We start from the raw sequence: 18,016 nt of genomic DNA, 5'->3' as shown, positions 1-18,016 counted from the left end.
CAGGTGTATAGCTCCCATCTCCTTTGGAGAGGGGCTGGGGGTGAGGTCAAAAAACACAATATTGCAAAAATAATCAAATTTCTTAATAAATTGTATTTCAAATACTTAACCTTACAACTCACGTTAATAATAACTTCTTTTCCTTTATCCTGTACAAAAACAAGAGTTTCGGTATAACCCAAAGAACCCATATCTTGTACATTTATCTTCCCAATGAGTTCGCCTTCTACTTTTACAGACTTTCCTGTCCATTCGTTTTTTTCTATCATTTTGGAATTTGCAAAAGTAAATTTTTGTGATTTTTGAGCCAAAGCACTTACAGAAATCATTACTGCACAAAAAGCAGTGAGAGCCAGAGAAATTTTTACTTTTTTCATACAACTTGAATTTTAGAGGTAAAACCAAAAATATACCCAAAAAAATGGATAATATATTGATAAGCCAATAGCATTTTGAGCAAAAGCACTTTTGAATTGCCCAAAATACTTTATGAATTTATCAAAAGCCTTATACATTTATTTTTGAGAAATGTAAGAAATTGATAAATTGCGGCTGTAATAGTTCTTTTGTAAAAAATATTATGTTAAGTTTATGTCAGGAAAAGCAAAATATGCCCGTGAATCTTATACCACAATGACCGAAATGGTGCTTCCTAACGATACCAATACGCTTAATAACTTAATGGGAGGTAGGTTAATGTATTTTATGGACGTGGTTTCGGCGATAGCGGCACTCAAACATTGCAATAGGGTGGTGGTTACTGCTTCGGTAGATAATATTTCTTTCAAAGAGCCTATTCCACTGGGAAGTGTAGTTACTTTGCAAGCCAAAGTTACAAGGGCTTTTAATTCCTCTATGGAAGTACATATAGAAGTTTTTGCCGAAAATCCAGTAAAACAAACCAAAGTAAAAACCAATAGTGCCTTTTTTACCTTCGTGGCAGTGGATCAGGTGGGCAATCCTATCAATGTCCCCGAACTTATTCCTGAAACCGAAGAAGAAAAAGCCCTCTACGAAGGAGCTTTACGTAGAAGGCAGTTGCGTCTGATACTGGCAGGGAAAATGAATCCCGAAGAGGCAGGAGAGTTGAAGGCTTTGTTTGCCTGAAATTTATCTAAAACGGATATCCAATTCCAATATTGAGCAAGGCAGAATTACTACCACTGAAAAGATTGCGTAGGCGTACTTCGTTCAGTACGAAGCGACTGCCCTCGGGGCGGGCAGGGTCTAATACTCTAAACCCTAAATCTATACGAATAAGCAGAAATGTAAAATCCATACGTAAGCCCGTACCTGTGGCTACGCCCAACTCTTTGTAAAAGTTACCGCTAAATTTACCACCTGCAAAACCTACGTCTTGGAGCGTCCAGATATTTCCTACATCAACAAACCAAACGGAATGAAAAAAACTCCATAGCTTGAAACGCCATTCGGCATTGGCTTCAATGGCTATGTTTCCTTGCTTTTCTACATTGATAAGGCTATCGGGAGGGCTGAAAGAACCAGGTCCCAAGCGGCGTTGTATCCAGCCTCGCATTGTGTTGCCCCCCGAAAAGAAAAACTTTTCATAAGGCAGAATTTCAGAACTGCCATAAGGAGATGCCACCCCTAAAAATAGACGAGTAGCTATTTTGGAATGACTATTTTTCTGACGCGATAGTGGCTGATAGTACCTAAACTCCGTAGAAACTCGCCAAAATTTGAAATACTCCAATCCAAAAATTTTATTTCTTTCCAAAAATTCCTGATTGAATAAATTAAGCATTGTTCCGCCGAGTTCTATGCTGGGTCGCCAGTAATACTGAACATCGTTTATTCTATGATTGATGCTATTGTATTCGTAATAAAAATGAGAACTGGTTATCAGAGCATTACGGAAACTTAATTCCAAGTTGTTGCCTTGCAATCTGAAATCTTCCAGTAATTTACTGAATCTCTCATCTTTTCGGTAAGTATTGATAACGTTGAGGTCAATAGGAGAGAAGCCAAAATTTTTGAAAGGAAATTTGTGCCAGTTGTAAGTAAGAGCTAAGCGATAGTTTCTTCTGCCATATTCGGGGCGGCGAACAAAAGCCACACCTGCATTGAAACGAGTAGTGGGAGCAAGGGCATTGATAGCGGGTTTGTACTTAATTTTACCCGGTAAAAACAGCAAAGGAGTAATATAAGTAGAATTGAAACTGATTTGTGTAGTTTGATATACTTCACCCAGGTTGATAAAACTCGCTTGCCCATCAATGGAAAAAAGAAAATTATTTTCCAAAATGCCACAGCCACTCCACAAATTTCTGATTTTCAGAGAGGTATTGAAAAACGGACCGGGAACGTTCTGAGCTATTGAGCCACCAATTTCATTGACCATCTCAAATTTGTCGTTGGGTGTAGCAAGTATAGCAATATCCAGACCACCTCGCTTATCGTCGCGAGTTTGCAGGCTTCGGAATTTGAAAAGGTTTAAGTTGGAAAGATTATGCCCTGTTTGGTCAAAAATAGATTTGCGATAGGGCGTATTGGGACGTAAAAGAACCTTCGTGTAAAGAATTTTGGGAGAATATTCTTTTTGAGGGGTAAGATGAATGAATTTGATAGCTTCATTGGGTTCTGTGGTAGGGAAAAAATAACCATTCTGAATGGTATCTTTGGGGTTCAGTACGGTTTCATCTTTTACAATGAAATAAACTTTGTTGATTTTGTACTGAATATGCTTTCCCAAGATTTCGTCTAAGTAAATTTGCGACAAGGCGTTTCCTACGGTATTTTGCTGAATAAATGAAGTATCTCTTTTTTGTGGATTATTGATAATAAAACGCAAATGGGCTAAGTTTTTCTTTTTTACAAGTATCTCGCTATCCATTGTTTCGCCTGTGAATATTTCTTCTTTTTTGGTAATGCTGGTATCTACCTGCACGATGATGTATTGTTTATCAAAACGATAAAATCCGTTTTCTAAAAGTAGTTTTTCAATGCGTTCTCGCTCTTGAAGGGCTTTATCTCGTTCCAAAATTTGTCCTACTTTCAATTTACTTGGTGAGTATTTTATGAGTGAATCAATGACAGGATTATCGGTTACGTAGTAAATGCTATCAATACGATGCGGCTCACCTTCTTGAACCAAGTAGGTAACATTGATGGTCTTTACGGCACTTTTGCCAAGTTTTACCACCGCCGAATCTGCTTTATAGCTGACTTTCCCTGCAAAAAAACCTTTGATATAAAGATATTCCTGCATTTCTTTGCGGGTTTTCTCAATATTTTCGGGATTGTAAATGCTAAAAGGCTCGCCAATGGCTCGCATACGAAAAGTGCCTTTTTCTTTTTCCAATTCTAATTTGGCGATTTTTTTATCTCGCTTTTTCTTGATTTTATTGTACTTTTTTTCGTTATTTTGCCTACTGGCTTCTTGCAAAAGTGTATCGTAATAGATACGTTGCGTTTCTAATCTATAATCAATATAGCCATTCTTTTTTCGCTTTTCATTTAGCTCGGCTTGCAGAATTTTTGTTTTATCAGGATTTTTTTCAATTTTTTCAGCATATTCGGCAAGTAAAATGCTATCTTTGAGCCTTTGCGTTTCTACACGCCTACGACTACTTTCGTAAATGGAAGCGTAAGGCATAAATTTCCAAAAAAGTTTTCTGTTTGCCTTTTGTCTGTAAAGAGCTTCCAATTCTTCAGTAGCTATCTGTTTATTACCTTTGATGCTTTGCTTGTAAAGGATATAATCTTTGGGCAAAAACGAGGAGCAGGAGGAAAATAGCCAAATCAAAGAAAATAGAAGGATATATTTTTTCATAGCTAATTTTTTCAAACCAAATCACACGCAAAGTAACAATGATTTCGCAAAAATGGAAAAAACTTGTTAAGTCTTTACATCAAAAAAAGTACCGAGAGCAAGAAAAACTCTTTTTGGTAGAAGGAGAAAAACCTATTTTAGAATTACTAGCTTCCGATTTTCATATTGAAAAGATTTTTGTGAGCGATTTGTTTCTGAAAAAAAATCCTAACCTTTTACAAGATTTTGAGGTACTCACTGCATCAGAACTTGCTCAAATCAGTGCGATGGAGAATAATCAGATGGCTCTGGCGATTGTGAGGCAATATGAAAATAAACCTTTATACCCTGATGATGACATAGTTCTCGCTTTGGATAATATCCAAGACCCGGGCAATTTGGGTACAATACTCAGAATTTGCGATTGGTATGGAATACAAAAAGTTGTATGTAGCAACCAAACGGTTGATTTATACAACTCAAAAGTTATCAATGCCAGCAAGGGAAGTTTCTTACGAGTACGGTGTTTCTATACAGATTTGCAAAATTATTTGAAGCATTGTATTAAAAATTTCAGCAAAACACTCATCTATGCAAGCACTTTGCAAGGAAAAAGCATTTACGAAACAAAATTTCAAAAACCTGCTATTCTGGTAATGGGGAATGAAGCAAGAGGTATCAGCGAAGATATTTTATCTTATGTTAAGCAAGAAATTTCCATACCTCGCCCCAAAGGTGGAGGAGCAGAGTCTTTGAACGTAGCCATAGCTACAGCCATCATAGTAGATAAGTTTTTTCAAGGGTTTAAGTAGTTTCGTGTCCTGCTTCTGCTACCATTCTTTTAGAAAATTCGTATCCCAAGTACCTTTCAATTGTAAAATGAATAAGATACAAAAGTGGAATCATTATGATAGCAATGATAAATTTGTAAATGTAGTTGATAATACCAACTGATAAAATTTCTGCAAAAGAAAATTGAGGATAAAAAGCAATAAACAATACGATAAAACTATCAAAAAGTTGAGAGATAAGAGTAGAAGTTGTTGCTCTCAACCAAATATTTTTACTGCCTGTAATTTTTCTTAAACGATAAAATACATAAGCATCAAGAATCTGAGCGACAATAAATGCTGTAAGTGAACCTACAATTATTCTATTACTTTGGCTAAATATTTTTTCAAAAGCAAAGTTGATATTAAATTTTTGGTTGTTGTTATCAACCGAATTGTATTGTAACCAATTATCAGCAGGTTGCAAATAGATAGCGATGGCAATAGTTACAAAAGCATACAAAATCAGTCCTGCGGTAATAAAGCTAATTTGTCTTACACCTTTTACACCAAAATATTCGTTGATAATATCTGAACAAACAAATACCACTGGCCACAAAACAACTCCCGCAGTTAAATTGAAATCTAAAAGAAAATCTGCAAACAAACGAATTTGAGCAGGAGCAAAACCCAAAGTTTTTTCCAAAGAAAAGATTTTCGTCCCTATCATTTCTGCCATTAGAGCGTTGGTAATAACAACTGCTCCCAGCAAGAAGTAAAGATTTTTTTTCTTGGTTTGGTAAATAATTTCTTTGTTTATTTCGTAAGAGTTTAAATTTTGCATAAAGGTTGTTTTTATCAACTTTTTATTTTGTGCCGAATGAATTAAAAAAGTCCGACAAAGGTCAGACTTTACAACAATGAAATATGCAAAAGGTTTGAATTACTCCGTAAATTCGTCTTCAGCCCCAAATTCCTTTTCCAATTCTTTCATAAAAACTGCGTCTATGGCTTCTTCTTCGGTAGGGAGTATATCCAGCACTTTATCTAATTGCGAAATTTTGATGAGTTTCAAAACGTGTTCGCTCACACCGCAAAGAACCATAATGCCTTGTGCTTCTGTACAAACTTTGTGAGCTACCAAAATGGCACTCAAACCAGAAGAGTCAATGTATTTGACATCATTCAGATTGATAATGAGATTTTTAACGTTTTTATCTTTTAAGCCAAGCACAGCTTGTTTGATTTCCAAAGCGTTGGAAGCATCTAATTTGTTTGCTAAAATTTTTAGCAAAAAGTGTTTTTCAGCTTCTCTGATTTCAAAAACGGATTGTGTAACCATACTATTTAGCTTTTGTTTAGGTATTCAACAATACTTTCGTGGATAAATTTAAGAGAATTATCGCAAGGTACGAATTTTTTTCCTAAAATTTGTTCATAAAGTTCTTGATAACGCTTGGCAATGTGTTCTACGACCTCATCGGTCATAGTTGGAATTTGCTGTCCTTCTTTGCCCTGAAAACCATTTTCAATAAGCCACTGACGTACAAATTCCTTGGAAAGTTGCCTTTGGGGCAAGCCTTTGCGTTGGTTCTCTTCATAAGTATCGGCATAAAAGTAACGAGAAGAATCGGGTGTATGCACTTCATCTATTAAATAAATTTTTCCTTCGTACAAACCAAACTCGTATTTAGTATCAACTAAAATAAGACCTTTTTGTTTGGCAATTTCTGTTCCTTTTTTGAACAAAGCTTTTGTAAAATGTTCCAGTTGCTCGTAATGTTCAGCAGAAACCAAGCCACGCTTTATGATTTCATCTTTGCTGATGTCTTCGTCGTGTCCTTCTTTGGCTTTGGTGGTAGGCGTAATAATAGGAGAGGGCAGAAGGTCATTTTCTTTTAAGTTTTCAGGGAGTTTTTCGCCACAAAGAGTTCTTTTTCCTGCTTTGTATTCACGGGCGGCGTGTCCTGCCAAATAGCCTCTTATTACCATTTCTACGGCAAAAGGTTCGCATTTTTTACCTATGGTTACTTGGGGGTGTGGCGAAGCCTCTGCCCAATTGGGAACTATATCGCGAGTTATTTGCAAAAACTCCCAAGCTATCTGATTAAGGACTTGCCCTTTGTAGGGAATGGTGCGTGGCAAAATTACATCAAACGCTGAAATTCTATCCGTAGCTACTACGACCATCTGCTTTCCCTCTAAATAATACACATCACGTACTTTCCCTTGATAAAAGCCGATTTGTTTGGGTAACTGGAAATTCGTTGCTTGAATAGACATATTTTTTTAGCAATATATTGAAAATTAAGTTTTTAATAAAATTTTTAGCAAAGGTTTATTTACTGAACGCTCATAATTTTCTAAACTATTCAAAACTTTTCTATGTTTTCTTTACCATTCTCATCATATAGGTACCATTTTCCAACCTTTTGCCCCATTCGGTAAGAGCCTTTGGCTTTGATTTTGCCATTTTCGTAATACGCTTCATAATTGCCGTTGAGTAAATTATTTACGTAACTTCCTTTGCTTTGCAACTGATTGTTTGGGTAATAAATACTGAAGCTTCCGTCTTTTTTACCCATTCGGTAGCTTATTTCACTACGAAAGCCGTCTTTGCTCTCTTTTACAAGACCATTGAGTAGGTTATTTACATAGCTCCCTTCAAAGATAACTTCTCCTGTGGGGGCGTAGGTAACAACTGATTTATTTCGCTCAAAGTTAGTATAATTTGTAATTCGGAAAGGTTTTCCATTAGCATAATTTTCAATTTCTTTACCTACTCGGTAGCCTTCTTGGTAGGTAGCTTCATAGGTTAGTTGTAGAGTTTTTTCGTCCCACTTCCGTATTTTTCCGTGCAAATTGCCCAATTTGTAGGTATTTTCAGCGATTATTTTTCCATCTTGAGCGTACAATTTTTCTGTTCCTTCTTTGGCATTGTTTTTCATTGTAAATTCAGTAAAAATAGGCGAGGAGGGAAGGTCGTAAAACTCTTTTTGCAAACCTTCTTTTAAGCCATTCTGATAGTTTTCTTCATATTGCAAATTGCCCGAGGGGTAAAATGTTTTGGCTATTCCGTGCATTTGTCCTTTTACAAAGCTCAATTCCTTAAAAATCTTACCATTTTCGTAATACTCTTTTACAATACCTTCGGGGTATCCTTCCACAAAGTTTCCTTCGCGAAGCAATTTGCCATTGTTATGATACATCAAAACTTTTCCTACGATTTGGTCATTTTCGAAATGAGCTTTTTGCAGGGTATCGCCTTTCAAACCAAGCACACACATCAAACCTTTTTTCTTGCCATTTTCATAAAAAACCTGTGATTTGAGAGGCGGTTTTTGGTTAATTAAAGTGTCATAAAACTCTCTAAACCAGCCATTTCGTATGTTTAACTTAAAGTTTCCTTCCACGGCGAGCCTGCCCGAAGGGTAGAAGCTTTTATAGTAACCATTTTTCTCCCAACCCGAATCCCCTAAATCCACTTGATATTCTTCTTTCAGTTTTTTTTCATCATCATCATAATATACTCGCATCAGCCTACTTTGCGAAAAAGTATGGGTAGCATTCAAGCCAAATCCCAGCAAAAAAATGAAGAGAATTTTCATATTCAAAAAGCATTTTTTCATAGTGGGGAAGGTTTTGAATTATTTTACTTAACATAATGTAACTTATACAACAAATATAAATTTCTGAAAATCAATGTTTAATAAGTTTTTTAAGTTCAAAAAATTCAAGGTTTGAAGGTTTCATCTTAGGTTTTCCTCTAATGTCTAAATACTAATATCTTGTCTAAATACTAATATCTAAATACTCTATACTCTATTTTGTCTTGTACGGATTGAACAAATGAAAAGTTTCAAAAGTTTTATCCGTATAGAAAACCAAAATCCGTTCAATTTCTTTTTCTTTATTTGGAATGGGTATTTCTTTTTTCTGTTCAATTTCCGTGCTAATTTCTGAATTTTTCTCTAAAATTTCACTATCGCTGGTTTGTTCTATAATCGGCTCGCCTATTCCTGTGAGTAGCCAATTGACATTCGTATCGGGATACCTTTGTACTAATTTTTGCAAGAAATCAACGCTGGGCTTATTTCTGCCCGCAATGATATGCGAAAGTCCTGACCGCTGTACCCCAATTTCATCGGCAAATCGCGATGGCTGTATGCTCTTCATATCTATCAGTATTTTCAGACGCTCAGTAAAATCTTTGTTTAGGTTTTCATCATTTAGCTTGTTTTCTGAGCTTGCTTCTTCTTGAAGGGAATTTTTGCTCTCTAATTCCATAGTTCTTGGTTTTATTTTATTTACAAATGTAAACTTTTTTTACCGATTTTCCAAATTGTATTTTTTTACTATTTACAAATGTAAACTGCATTGGTTTTTATTAGCAAAACATTGAAAATATGTATTTTGTCAAAATTGCTAAATTTTACTAAATAAGTTGGATTTTAATTTTTTTAATGCAGTATTTTGGCAAACTTTTGAAACAAAAGTAAATGTATCAAAAAAATACAATTTTGAAAAAAGTAATTTTTCGCTTTTCCCTACCATTTTTTTGATTATTTTTGAGCAGATTGTAACCCATAAACCTTACAAAAAATATGAAAAAAATCGCAGTTATTGGCTCTGGCACTATGGGCAATGGGATTGCTCACGTTTTTGCTCAATACGGCTACGAAGTGGCTCTCATTGATATTTCGCAAGCGGCTTTGGATAAAGGCTTGCAAACCATCGCCTCTAATTTGGATAGGCAAATTAAAAAAGGCACGCTCACCGAAGCTCAAAAAGCCGAAACACTGGCACGCCTCTCCCCTTTTACTTCCCTTGCCGAAGGTGTAAAAGAGGCTGATTTGGTGGTAGAAGCCGCTACCGAAAATGTAGATTTGAAACTGAAAATCTTTACTGATATAGACGCCCATACCCGTCCTGAAACTATTTTGGCAAGTAATACTTCTTCTATTTCTATTACCAAGATTGCTTCGGCTACCAAACGCCCCGAAAAAGTGATAGGTATGCATTTTATGAATCCTGTACCTGTAATGAAACTTGTAGAAATTATTAGAGGCTATCTCACCTCCGATGAAACAACCCAAACCATTGTAGAACTTTCCCAAAAACTGGAAAAAGTACCCGTAGAAGTAAATGATTATCCTGGTTTTGTATCCAACCGAATACTAATGCCTATGATAAACGAGGCAATTTATACGCTTTGGGAAGGCGTAGCAGGCGTAAAAGAAATAGACGAAGTAATGAAACTTGGTATGGCTCACCCGATGGGACCGCTCCAACTTGCCGATTTCATTGGTTTAGATGTGTGTTTGGCTATCTTGAATGTACTTTACGAAGGTTTTGGCAATCCCAAATATGCTCCTTGTCCTCTACTTGTAAATATGGTACAAGCAGGGCATAAAGGGGCTAAAACAGGTCAAGGCTTCTACGATTGGGCAAACCCCAAAGAATTGAAAGTAGCAAGGCAGTTTGCAAAATAGAATGAAAAGAATAAGTCTATCTTAAAAAGATAAATGATAACGAAATCATCAAAATAATATATTTAAAATATATTATTTTGATGATTTTTGTAAAAATAAGAAAAAAAACTTATTTTTGTATTTTAACTTGAATGGCAATGCCTAAAAACAAACTTTCTCCGATAGATGAAAAGCTCATTATTACCAAGATACAAAATGAAAATGAATGGTGGGCAAGTAAAAAAATTGACGAATACTATGCCCGAATGCAAAAACGCTTATATTTTGACTTATTCTATCCGTTGGTGTTGGAGCGTGATGTCCGCAGAGCTATTGTGCTTATGGGTCCTCGACGTGTAGGTAAAACCGTAATGATGTTTCACACCATCGGAGAACTGTTAAATACGGGCATTCAGCCTACGCAAATTTTCTTTTTTAGCATAGATAGCCCGCTTTATCTGCACAAAAGTTTAGAGGAACTGCTCCTACTGGGAATGAAAGCCTCTGGGAAAAATTCTGTACAAGATTGTTTTATCTTTTTTGATGAAATTCAGTATCTCAAAAATTGGGAACAGCACCTGAAATCTTTGGTAGATAGCTACCCACATACCAAATTCATTGCTTCGGGTTCGGCGGCGGCGGCTCTCAAACTCAAAAGCCAAGAAAGTGGTGCAGGGCGATTCACCGATTTTATGCTTCCTCCGCTCACTTTTCAAGAATACATTCACCTCAAAGATTTAAAGCATTTAATCTACAAAGAAACCATTATTTGGCAAAATAAGCCCACTATTATCTATAAATCGCCTTTTATACAGGAACTAAACGAACATTTTATAGATTATGTCAATTTTGGCGGGTATCCCGAAGTTATATTCTCCGAAACTATCCAAAAAAATCCACAAAGGTATTTGAAAAGTGATATTGTAGATAAGGTACTGCTACGAGATTTACCAAGTCTGTATGGCATAGAAGATGTGCAAGAACTCAATAATTTCTTCACTTACCTTGCCTATTATTCGGGCAATGAACTTTCTTTGGAAACGCTTTCTCAAAGCACCCGAATAGATAAAAACTTGCTTAAAAAATATTTAGAATATTTGCAGTCAGCTTTTCTGATAAAAGTAATACACCGAATAGATGATACGGCAAAAAGATTTCAGAGAGCTAATTTTTACAAAATATTCCTCACCAATCCAAGCCTTAGAAGTGCCTTATTTACCAAGCTCTCTCCTACTGATAAAATGTTTGGTAATATGGTAGAAACAGCTATTTATGCACAATGGTTGCATAGAGATTGGTTTGTACCTTACTATGCTCGTTGGAGTGCAGGACAATTTCAGGGTGAAGTAGATATGGTACGTTTGCACGAAGCTACTTTTAAGCCCGAATGGGCTTTGGAAATCAAATGGAGCAATCGCTATTACGAAAAGCCGCAAGAACTCAAAAGCCTTTTGCAATTTTGCAAAAAAAATAATCTATCGGCAGGTTTGGTAACTACCATAGATCAAGAAGGCATACGCCATTACGATACTGTTGAGCTACATTTTATTCCTGCATCGGTATATGCCTACACCATTGGAGCAAATACGCTATCTATTAAAAAACACAAAGAATTCTAAAGTTTCAGAACGATATTTCAGAACCTATTTTTTTGTACAAATTTGGCTCTATGATTATAGTTGAATAATCCTGTAAGGTTTTGATTTGAAACCTTACAGGATTAAGTCCCTTATTACCTACACTGCCACATTATTTTCTCGCAGAGCATCATTGAGCGAGGTTTTCAGGTCGGTGCTTTCCTTGCGTTTGCCGATAATCAAGGCACAGGGTACATAATACTCGCCACTGCTAAATTTTTTAGCAATACTACCGGGTATCACTACGCTTCTTGGCGGTACATAGCCTCTGTATTCGGTAGGAGTTTCGGCGGTAACATCAATAATTTTAGAACTTGCCGTAAGTGTAACGCCTGCTCCGATAACGGCTTCTTTGCCTACTCTTACGCCTTCTACAATAATGGCTCGTGAGCCGATAAACGCCCCGTCTTCAATGATAACAGGACTGGCTTGTACAGGTTCTAAAACGCCTCCTATTCCTACACCGCCGCTCAGATGTACATTTTTACCGATTTGAGCACAGCTTCCTACCGTAGCCCAAGTATCTACCATTGTGCCTTCATCTACGTATGCTCCGATATTTACATACGAGGGCATCATAATTACACCTTTTGCCAGATAGCTACCATAACGAGCCAGTGCGTGGGGTACTACTCTTACACCTTTTTTTGCAAAACCTTTTTTGAGAGGAATTTTATCGTGAAACTCAAAAATACCTACTTCCATTGTTTGCATCTGCCGAATAGGGAAGTAAAGGATAACAGCTTTTTTTACCCATTCATTTACTTGCCACTCACCGTTTGCTAATGGCTCTGCTACTCTTAGCTTGCCTTCGTCGAGTAAGGCAATGATTTGTTCAATGGTTTGATGGCTTTCGCCGTTCTGTAAAAGGCTTCTATCTGCCCAAATTTGCTCTATTTTTTCTTGTAAATTTTTCATTTTTTTAGATTTTATATTTTTGATAATCAAAATTTTAATTAAACTTGCTTAAAGTAAAAATTTAATCAAATTTAAATTTCTAAAATGAACATTGTTATTAAAAATAACACTGATAATAATACAAAATTCCTTTTTTAGCAATTTTAGCAAAATTACTTTTTATTTAGGAATTACTAAAATTTTTAGCTAAATATTTTAGCAAACTTTAATTCTTGTCATTTGCTACGCAAATCTTAATAATTTTTTAGATTTACCTAAATTTATTTTGAAATATTCCTATTTTTCTTGTAACTTTGACAAAACTTACAAAATATGTTAAGCATTACAGAAGAAAACTATCTGAAAGCTATTTTTACACTCTCCTACCCCAAGTTTTCGGATTATCCCAGCGAAATAAGCACCAGCGATATTGCCAAACACTTGGGAATCAATTCTGCTTCTGTAAGTGATATGTTAAAAAAACTCCATCAAAAACAACTGATTGATTATATCAAGTATCAAGGAGTAAAACTTACAGACAAAGGACGCCAAATTGCTACGGATATTGTACGAAAGCACAGAATTTGGGAAACTTTTTTAGTAGATAAGCTCAACTTTACTTGGGACGAGGTTCACGAAATAGCTGAACAATTAGAACATATCCATTCTCCTCTACTCATAGAAAGGCTTCATCAATATTTAGGTTCTCCCGATTTTGACCCTCACGGCGAGCCTATTCCCAATAGTATTGGTGAATTTCCAAATGGTAAAATGAAAAATTGGATTTGTTTAGATAGTTGTAAAAAACAACAAACATTAGAAGTGAAATGTATCAAAGACGATTCGGCAGATTTACTACAGCTACTCAATAGAAAAGGAATAGCATTAGGTTCAAAATTAAAATGTGTTGATATTAACAACTACGATAGTTCTATGGAAATTTATGTAAATTCAGATGCACAAACTATCAATATTTCTAAAAAGGTTGCAGAAAAAATATTTGGCGTTTTGTATGAATAGATTTTTATACACTTTGATTATAGTTGTTTTTGCAAACTTTTATTGTAAAAAAGAAACTATTAAAGAAAAATATATTCTTGTTACAACTCAAATGCTTTACGACATAGTCGTCAATTTAGTTGATGAATCTTTTGAAGTAGATTATTTAATGGGAGAAGGTACTGACCCGCATTTGTATAAGTTTTCTCAAAATGATTTACAAAAGTTGAACAAAGCAACTATTGTTATCTGCAATGGTTTGCACTTGGAAGGTAAAATGAATTTTGTTTTAGAAAAAATTGCAAAAAATAAAATCGTAATTAGTGTAGGCGACTCTTTAAGTAAAAAAGATTTGATACCTATTTCTGATAAACTCTACGACCCGCATATATGGTTTGATATTGATTTGTGGAAACAATGTACAAAAGTTGTTAGTAACAACCTTCAAAAAAGATATTCAAACTATAAAATCAAAATCTTAAAAAAAGAATTTAGTTATGTAAATCAACTAAATAATTTACAGAAATTTATTAAATCGGAAATAGAGAAAATTCCCACAGGGCAAAGGGTACTCATAAGCTCTCACGATGCTTTTCGGTATTTTGAAAAAAGTTGGAATTTTCCCGTCAAGGCTTTGCAGGGCGTCTCTACTACTGCCGAATACGGATTAAAAGACATTCAAGACTTAGTAGATTTTATTTATGATAGAAAAATTAAGGCTGTCTTTGTAGAAACCTCTCTCCCACCCAAAGGCTTACAAGCCGTAGTAAAGGGTTTGGAAAACAAAGGTATGAAAATAAAAATCGTAGAAGGGTTATATTCTGATGCTATGGGAAGTATCGGAACCCCCGAAGGAACTTATATCGGAATGTACAAAAGCAACATTCTGAAAATTGTAGAGGCTTTGAAGTAATTTTGTAATAAATATTATGTTAAACAAGAGCTTGTTATTAGAAGTAGAAAATCTTAATGTAAGCTACGGAAAGCACCAAGTCATCAAAGACCTTTCTTGTACATTGCCCGAAAATGCAATGATAGGAATACTCGGAGCCAATGGCTCGGGAAAATCTACGTTCTTGAAAGCCATTATGCAACTCATACCCGCCAGCGGTAAGGTACTTTTTTGGAGCAAAGAATTAAAACAAGTTCGTCATAAAATTGCCTATCTCCCCCAACGCACCAGCGTTGATTGGGATTTCCCCGCTACCGTGCTTGATGTAGTGCTAATGGGACTTTACAAAGAAATAGGTTGGTTCGGTAGTGTGCAGAAAAAGCATAAAGAAAAAGCAATGCTCTACCTTGAAAAAGTAAAAATGGCAGATTTCGCCTCAAAACATATTTCAGAACTTTCGGGCGGACAGCAACAAAGAGTGTTTTTAGCAAGAGCCTTCGCTCAAGAAGCCGATTTGTTCCTTTTAGATGAGCCACTCGTAGGCGTTGATGCCACGACTGAAAATATTATCGTTGATTTGCTCAAAGAACTTCAAAAAAATGGAAAGTCTGTAATGATGGTGCATCATCAAATAGAAGACTTCAAAGAATATTTTGATTACCTTTTGATGCTAAAAGACGGCAAAAAAGTTATTGCCGGCGAAACCGAAGCAGTTTTTAGTAGTGAAAATATCTACAAAGTCTATGGATTCAAACCTATATTAACGTGAGTTAAAAGATTAAAAATCTGATTATCAAGTTTTTATTTTTAACAACTTAAACCACCCCTTATTCCCCTCCTTTTCAGGAGGGGAGATAATTGCACCTAAAATTTTGATTTTCAGTTGTATAACTCCCCTCTCCTTTTGGAGAGGGGCTGGGGGTGAGGTCAAAAAACAAGTTATTGTAAAAAACAATCAAATTTCATAACAAATTGTTTTTCAATCACTTGATTTTACAACTAGTGCTGTATCAAGTATTGAATAACCTTGATATTCAAAATGACAAATCTGGGTTACGTTCTGGTAGGAGCAAGCCTGATAGCTCTTTCAAGTAGTATTGTAGGTGTTTGGCTTGTACTACGCAAGGAATCTTTGCGTAGCGATGTCGTTTCGCATAGTGTACTGCCGGGCATTGCAATAGCTTTTCTTGTTTTTCAGCAAAAAAACCTATGGCTTTTGCTTGTTGGAGCTTTTCTTACGGCTTTGTTCTCTCTGTTTTCCATTGATTTGCTTACCAAATACACAAGGCTCAAAAAAGATACCCTACTTGCTCTGATGCTCTCTTTTTTCTTTGCTTGTGGGCTTTGGTTACTTGTCAAAATTCAAGAAAATAAGAATTCTGCCAAAGCAGGGCTGGAACAATTTATCTTTGGAAAAATGGCTTCTATCCTACCCCAAGATATTTTCTTTGCTTTAAGCGTACTTTTAATAGTTGTTTTAATCAACTTTATTTTTAGAAAATGGTTGTTTTTTACAACTTTTGATAAATCCTTTGCCCAAAGCATAGGGCTTAAGCCGCAAATAGCTTCCGCAGTGGTTACTTTTATGAGTATTCTAACGATTGTTACAGGCTTACAAGCCGTAGGTGTGGTGATGATGTCGGCTCTGCTCATTACCCCTGCAACGATAGCCCTAATTTTGGAAAAAAAACACTTGAATAAAGTGTTTCTTTGGAGCGTATTTTTTAATATTTTAGTAGTGCTTTCAGGTACTATCCTTTCGTACTTTTTACCCAAAACACCTACGGGTGCCTGGATTGTAGTCATTGCCTCTCTCCTTACGTTTATCATTGTTATCAGAAAACAATTTTAGTCCTTGCCTAAAAATTTTGTTTTCAAAAAAATTGTACTTTTCTCATAAAAACCTATAACTTTGCCAAGTTTCAAACCGAATTATGTCAAATATTAAAACAAAAAATCAATGAAATTCAAAAGTTTAGAAAATTTTTTGGAATACGTAAGGTTACGTAATCCGAATGAACCTGAATTTTTGCAGGCTGTTGAAGAGGTAATGGGTAGCTTGTGGCAATTTATTGAACAAAACCCCCGCTATGCCGAAGATGCCATTTTAGAGCGGTTGGTAGAACCCGAAAGAGTAATTCAATTTCGGGTTACGTGGGTAGATGATAAAAGTAATGTGCAGGTAAATCGGGCTTTTCGTGTGCAACACAATTCGGCGATTGGTCCTTACAAAGGCGGTATGCGTTTCCACCCTTCGGTGAATCTTTCTATTCTTAAATTTTTGGCTTTTGAGCAAACCTTCAAAAATGCCCTGACTACTTTACCTATGGGTGGCGGAAAAGGCGGTTCAGATTTTGACCCCAAAGGCAAAAGTAAAGGCGAAATTATGCGTTTTTGCCAAGCCCTAATGACCGAATTGTATCGCCATTTGGGTCCGGATACTGATGTTCCCGCAGGCGATATTGGCGTGGGCGAGCAAGAAGTTGGTTTTATGGCGGGTATGATGAAAAAACTTTCTAATCATAGTGCTTGTGTATTTACGGGCAAGGGTGTTGCTTATGGCGGCAGTCTGATTCGTCCCGAAGCTACGGGATACGGATTGGTCTATTTTGTACAAGAACAATTAGCTACGAAAAATATGAGTTTAGAGGGGCTCAAAGTAGCCGTCTCGGGTTCGGGAAATGTGGCTCAATATGCTATTGAAAAAGTAATGGAACTTGGTGGTAAAGTAATCACCTGTTCCGACTCTAACGGCACCGTGCTTGATGAAGCAGGTTTTAACACTGAAAAATTACTGCTTTTGAAAGAAATTAAAAACTCGCAGAAAGGAAGAGTTTCGGACTATGCAGAAAAATTGGGCTTGAAATATTTGCCCCAACAACGTCCTTGGAATATCCCTGTGGATATTGCTTTGCCTTGTGCTACGCAAAATGAAATTGACGAAAACGATGCCCGAAACCTTGTAAAAAATGGCGTAAAGTGTGTAGCAGAAGGGGCAAATATGCCTACTACTTTGGAGGCAGTGAAGCTATTTTTACAGGCAAAAATTTTATTTGCACCAGGAAAGGCTTCTAACGCAGGAGGCGTAGCGACTTCAGGTTTGGAAATGACACAGAGTTCGCAGAGGCTTTATTGGCAGAGAAACGAAGTGGATAACAAACTGCATAGCATTATGAAAAGTATCCACGAAAAATGTGTGTTGTATGGCAAAGACAAATCAGGTTTTATCAATTACGTTGATGGGGCTAATATTGCGGGTTTTGTAAAAGTTGCGGAAGCTATGCTCGGACAAGGCGTGTATTAAGGCGATAACATCTGATTATCAAGCGTTTTTTCTCATCAAGTCGTCAATGTCCTTCTAAAAGTATACCTTGCTAATTTGGTATATCTAAAATTTAACTAAAACTTACCTTAACTAATTGATTATCAGTATGTCGTCAATCTCCCGAGAAAATCTTATAATTGGAGATTGACGACTTTTTTCTAAAAAAATTTTAAAAAAAATTTGGATATTTAGTTTGATTTGCATATTTTTGAAACAGATTCAACGCACTTTAATCGTACCATTGTGGAATTGA

17 protein-coding genes are annotated in these 18,016 nt (G+C 36.0%); 9 read left to right on the top strand and 8 right to left on the bottom strand.

Annotated elements, in window-relative coordinates; genetic code table 11:
* Window positions 1-377 (bottom strand): hypothetical protein (locus ACWITO_RS10700; RefSeq protein ID WP_448529985.1); only part of this gene is annotated, 377 nt, incomplete at its 3' end.
* Between the two features lie 214 nt (window positions 378-591).
* Here ACWITO_RS10700 and ACWITO_RS10695 point away from each other — a divergent pair.
* Window positions 592-1,107, top strand: a complete 516-nt coding sequence (locus ACWITO_RS10695) for an acyl-CoA thioesterase (RefSeq protein WP_448529984.1) — start codon at window positions 592-594, stop codon at window positions 1,105-1,107.
* Window positions 1,108-1,114: 7 nt separating this feature from the next.
* Here ACWITO_RS10695 and tamL read toward each other — a convergent pair whose 3' ends face one another.
* Window positions 1,115-3,793, bottom strand: a complete 2,679-nt coding sequence (gene tamL / locus ACWITO_RS10690; RefSeq protein ID WP_448529983.1) for a translocation and assembly module lipoprotein TamL — start codon at window positions 3,791-3,793, stop codon at window positions 1,115-1,117.
* Between the two features lie 38 nt (window positions 3,794-3,831).
* Here tamL and ACWITO_RS10685 point away from each other — a divergent pair, with 38 nt between their 5' ends.
* Window positions 3,832-4,584 (top strand): TrmH family RNA methyltransferase, encoded by a 753-nt coding sequence (locus ACWITO_RS10685; RefSeq protein ID WP_448529982.1) that lies wholly within the window; start codon window positions 3,832-3,834, stop codon window positions 4,582-4,584.
* On the opposite strand, the gene ACWITO_RS10680 is transcribed toward ACWITO_RS10685, so the two are convergent.
* The 5 genes from ACWITO_RS10680 to ACWITO_RS10660 form a co-directional block, all read right to left on the bottom strand.
* Window positions 4,577-5,386 (bottom strand): queuosine precursor transporter, encoded by an 810-nt coding sequence (locus ACWITO_RS10680; protein WP_448529981.1) that lies wholly within the window; start codon window positions 5,384-5,386, stop codon window positions 4,577-4,579. The genes ACWITO_RS10685 and ACWITO_RS10680 overlap by 8 nt on opposite strands.
* A 99-nt stretch (window positions 5,387-5,485) precedes the next feature.
* The gene (locus ACWITO_RS10675) at window positions 5,486-5,884 is read right to left on the bottom strand and encodes an STAS domain-containing protein (RefSeq protein ID WP_448529980.1); all 399 of its coding nucleotides are present in this window, start codon (window positions 5,882-5,884) and stop codon (window positions 5,486-5,488) included.
* A gap of 5 nt (window positions 5,885-5,889) precedes the next feature.
* A complete protein-coding gene (locus ACWITO_RS10670) occupies window positions 5,890-6,825 on the bottom strand; it encodes a phosphoribosylaminoimidazolesuccinocarboxamide synthase (protein WP_448529979.1) in 936 nt (311 codons plus the stop codon).
* An 89-nt stretch (window positions 6,826-6,914) separates the two neighbouring features.
* Window positions 6,915-8,150, bottom strand: coding sequence for a toxin-antitoxin system YwqK family antitoxin (locus tag ACWITO_RS10665; protein WP_448529978.1), 1,236 nt, complete (start codon window positions 8,148-8,150; stop codon window positions 6,915-6,917).
* Between the two features lie 214 nt (window positions 8,151-8,364).
* Window positions 8,365-8,829: a helix-turn-helix domain-containing protein gene (locus tag ACWITO_RS10660; protein WP_448529977.1), complete on the bottom strand. Its 465-nt coding sequence runs from the start codon at window positions 8,827-8,829 to the stop codon at window positions 8,365-8,367.
* A gap of 317 nt (window positions 8,830-9,146) precedes the next feature.
* Between ACWITO_RS10660 and ACWITO_RS10655 the strand changes: the two genes are divergently transcribed.
* Both ACWITO_RS10655 and ACWITO_RS10650 read left to right on the top strand, forming a co-directional pair.
* Complete coding sequence (locus ACWITO_RS10655; RefSeq protein ID WP_448529976.1) at window positions 9,147-10,034, top strand: 3-hydroxybutyryl-CoA dehydrogenase; 888 nt, start codon at window positions 9,147-9,149, stop codon at window positions 10,032-10,034.
* A 137-nt stretch (window positions 10,035-10,171) separates the two neighbouring features.
* Window positions 10,172-11,632 (top strand): ATP-binding protein, encoded by a 1,461-nt coding sequence (locus ACWITO_RS10650; protein WP_448529975.1) that lies wholly within the window; start codon window positions 10,172-10,174, stop codon window positions 11,630-11,632.
* Between the two features lie 117 nt (window positions 11,633-11,749).
* On the opposite strand, the gene ACWITO_RS10645 is transcribed toward ACWITO_RS10650, so the two are convergent.
* Window positions 11,750-12,568, bottom strand: a complete 819-nt coding sequence (locus tag ACWITO_RS10645) for a 2,3,4,5-tetrahydropyridine-2,6-dicarboxylate N-succinyltransferase (RefSeq protein ID WP_448529974.1) — start codon at window positions 12,566-12,568, stop codon at window positions 11,750-11,752.
* 312 nt (window positions 12,569-12,880) lie between these two features.
* On the opposite strand from ACWITO_RS10645, the gene ACWITO_RS10640 reads away from it, so the two are divergent.
* The 5 genes from ACWITO_RS10640 (at window position 12,881) to gdhA (ending at window position 17,742) form a co-directional block, all read left to right on the top strand.
* Window positions 12,881-13,567: a metal-dependent transcriptional regulator gene (locus ACWITO_RS10640; RefSeq protein ID WP_448529973.1), complete on the top strand. Its 687-nt coding sequence runs from the start codon at window positions 12,881-12,883 to the stop codon at window positions 13,565-13,567.
* Entirely contained in the window at window positions 13,503-14,459 is a 957-nt protein-coding gene (locus ACWITO_RS10635; protein WP_448529972.1) for a metal ABC transporter solute-binding protein, Zn/Mn family, read from the top strand. Before ACWITO_RS10640 ends, ACWITO_RS10635 begins: the two co-directional genes overlap by 65 nt.
* 16 nt (window positions 14,460-14,475) lie before the next feature.
* A complete protein-coding gene (locus ACWITO_RS10630; RefSeq protein ID WP_448529971.1) occupies window positions 14,476-15,207 on the top strand; it encodes a metal ABC transporter ATP-binding protein in 732 nt (243 codons plus the stop codon).
* Between the two features lie 270 nt (window positions 15,208-15,477).
* Complete coding sequence (locus tag ACWITO_RS10625) at window positions 15,478-16,290, top strand: metal ABC transporter permease (protein ID WP_448529970.1); 813 nt, start codon at window positions 15,478-15,480, stop codon at window positions 16,288-16,290.
* 108 nt (window positions 16,291-16,398) lie between these two features.
* Window positions 16,399-17,742, top strand: coding sequence for an NADP-specific glutamate dehydrogenase (gene gdhA, locus ACWITO_RS10620; protein ID WP_448529969.1), 1,344 nt, complete (start codon window positions 16,399-16,401; stop codon window positions 17,740-17,742).
* Window positions 17,743-18,016 lie beyond the last annotated feature (274 nt).

Source organism: Raineya sp. (assembly GCF_053497555.1).
This window is presented reverse-complemented; position numbering and strand designations above follow the sequence as displayed.

Coding starts and splice junctions, on each gene's coding strand:
- ACWITO_RS10630 (WP_448529971.1), top strand. CDS start 14,476: ATGTTAAACAAGAGCTTGTTATTAGAAGTAGAAAATCTTAATGTAAGC.
- ACWITO_RS10680 (WP_448529981.1), bottom strand. CDS start 5,386: ATGCAAAATTTAAACTCTTACGAAATAAACAAAGAAATTATTTACCAA.
- ACWITO_RS10670 (WP_448529979.1), bottom strand. CDS start 6,825: ATGTCTATTCAAGCAACGAATTTCCAGTTACCCAAACAAATCGGCTTT.
- ACWITO_RS10635 (WP_448529972.1), top strand. CDS start 13,503: ATGCACAAACTATCAATATTTCTAAAAAGGTTGCAGAAAAAATATTTG.
- ACWITO_RS10660 (WP_448529977.1), bottom strand. CDS start 8,829: ATGGAATTAGAGAGCAAAAATTCCCTTCAAGAAGAAGCAAGCTCAGAA.
- gdhA (WP_448529969.1), top strand. CDS start 16,399: ATGAAATTCAAAAGTTTAGAAAATTTTTTGGAATACGTAAGGTTACGT.
- ACWITO_RS10640 (WP_448529973.1), top strand. CDS start 12,881: ATGTTAAGCATTACAGAAGAAAACTATCTGAAAGCTATTTTTACACTC.
- ACWITO_RS10645 (WP_448529974.1), bottom strand. CDS start 12,568: ATGAAAAATTTACAAGAAAAAATAGAGCAAATTTGGGCAGATAGAAGC.
- ACWITO_RS10695 (WP_448529984.1), top strand. CDS start 592: ATGTCAGGAAAAGCAAAATATGCCCGTGAATCTTATACCACAATGACC.
- ACWITO_RS10625 (WP_448529970.1), top strand. CDS start 15,478: ATGACAAATCTGGGTTACGTTCTGGTAGGAGCAAGCCTGATAGCTCTT.
- ACWITO_RS10685 (WP_448529982.1), top strand. CDS start 3,832: ATGATTTCGCAAAAATGGAAAAAACTTGTTAAGTCTTTACATCAAAAA.
- ACWITO_RS10650 (WP_448529975.1), top strand. CDS start 10,172: ATGCCTAAAAACAAACTTTCTCCGATAGATGAAAAGCTCATTATTACC.
- ACWITO_RS10675 (WP_448529980.1), bottom strand. CDS start 5,884: ATGGTTACACAATCCGTTTTTGAAATCAGAGAAGCTGAAAAACACTTT.
- tamL (WP_448529983.1), bottom strand. CDS start 3,793: ATGAAAAAATATATCCTTCTATTTTCTTTGATTTGGCTATTTTCCTCC.
- ACWITO_RS10665 (WP_448529978.1), bottom strand. CDS start 8,150: ATGAAAATTCTCTTCATTTTTTTGCTGGGATTTGGCTTGAATGCTACC.
- ACWITO_RS10655 (WP_448529976.1), top strand. CDS start 9,147: ATGAAAAAAATCGCAGTTATTGGCTCTGGCACTATGGGCAATGGGATT.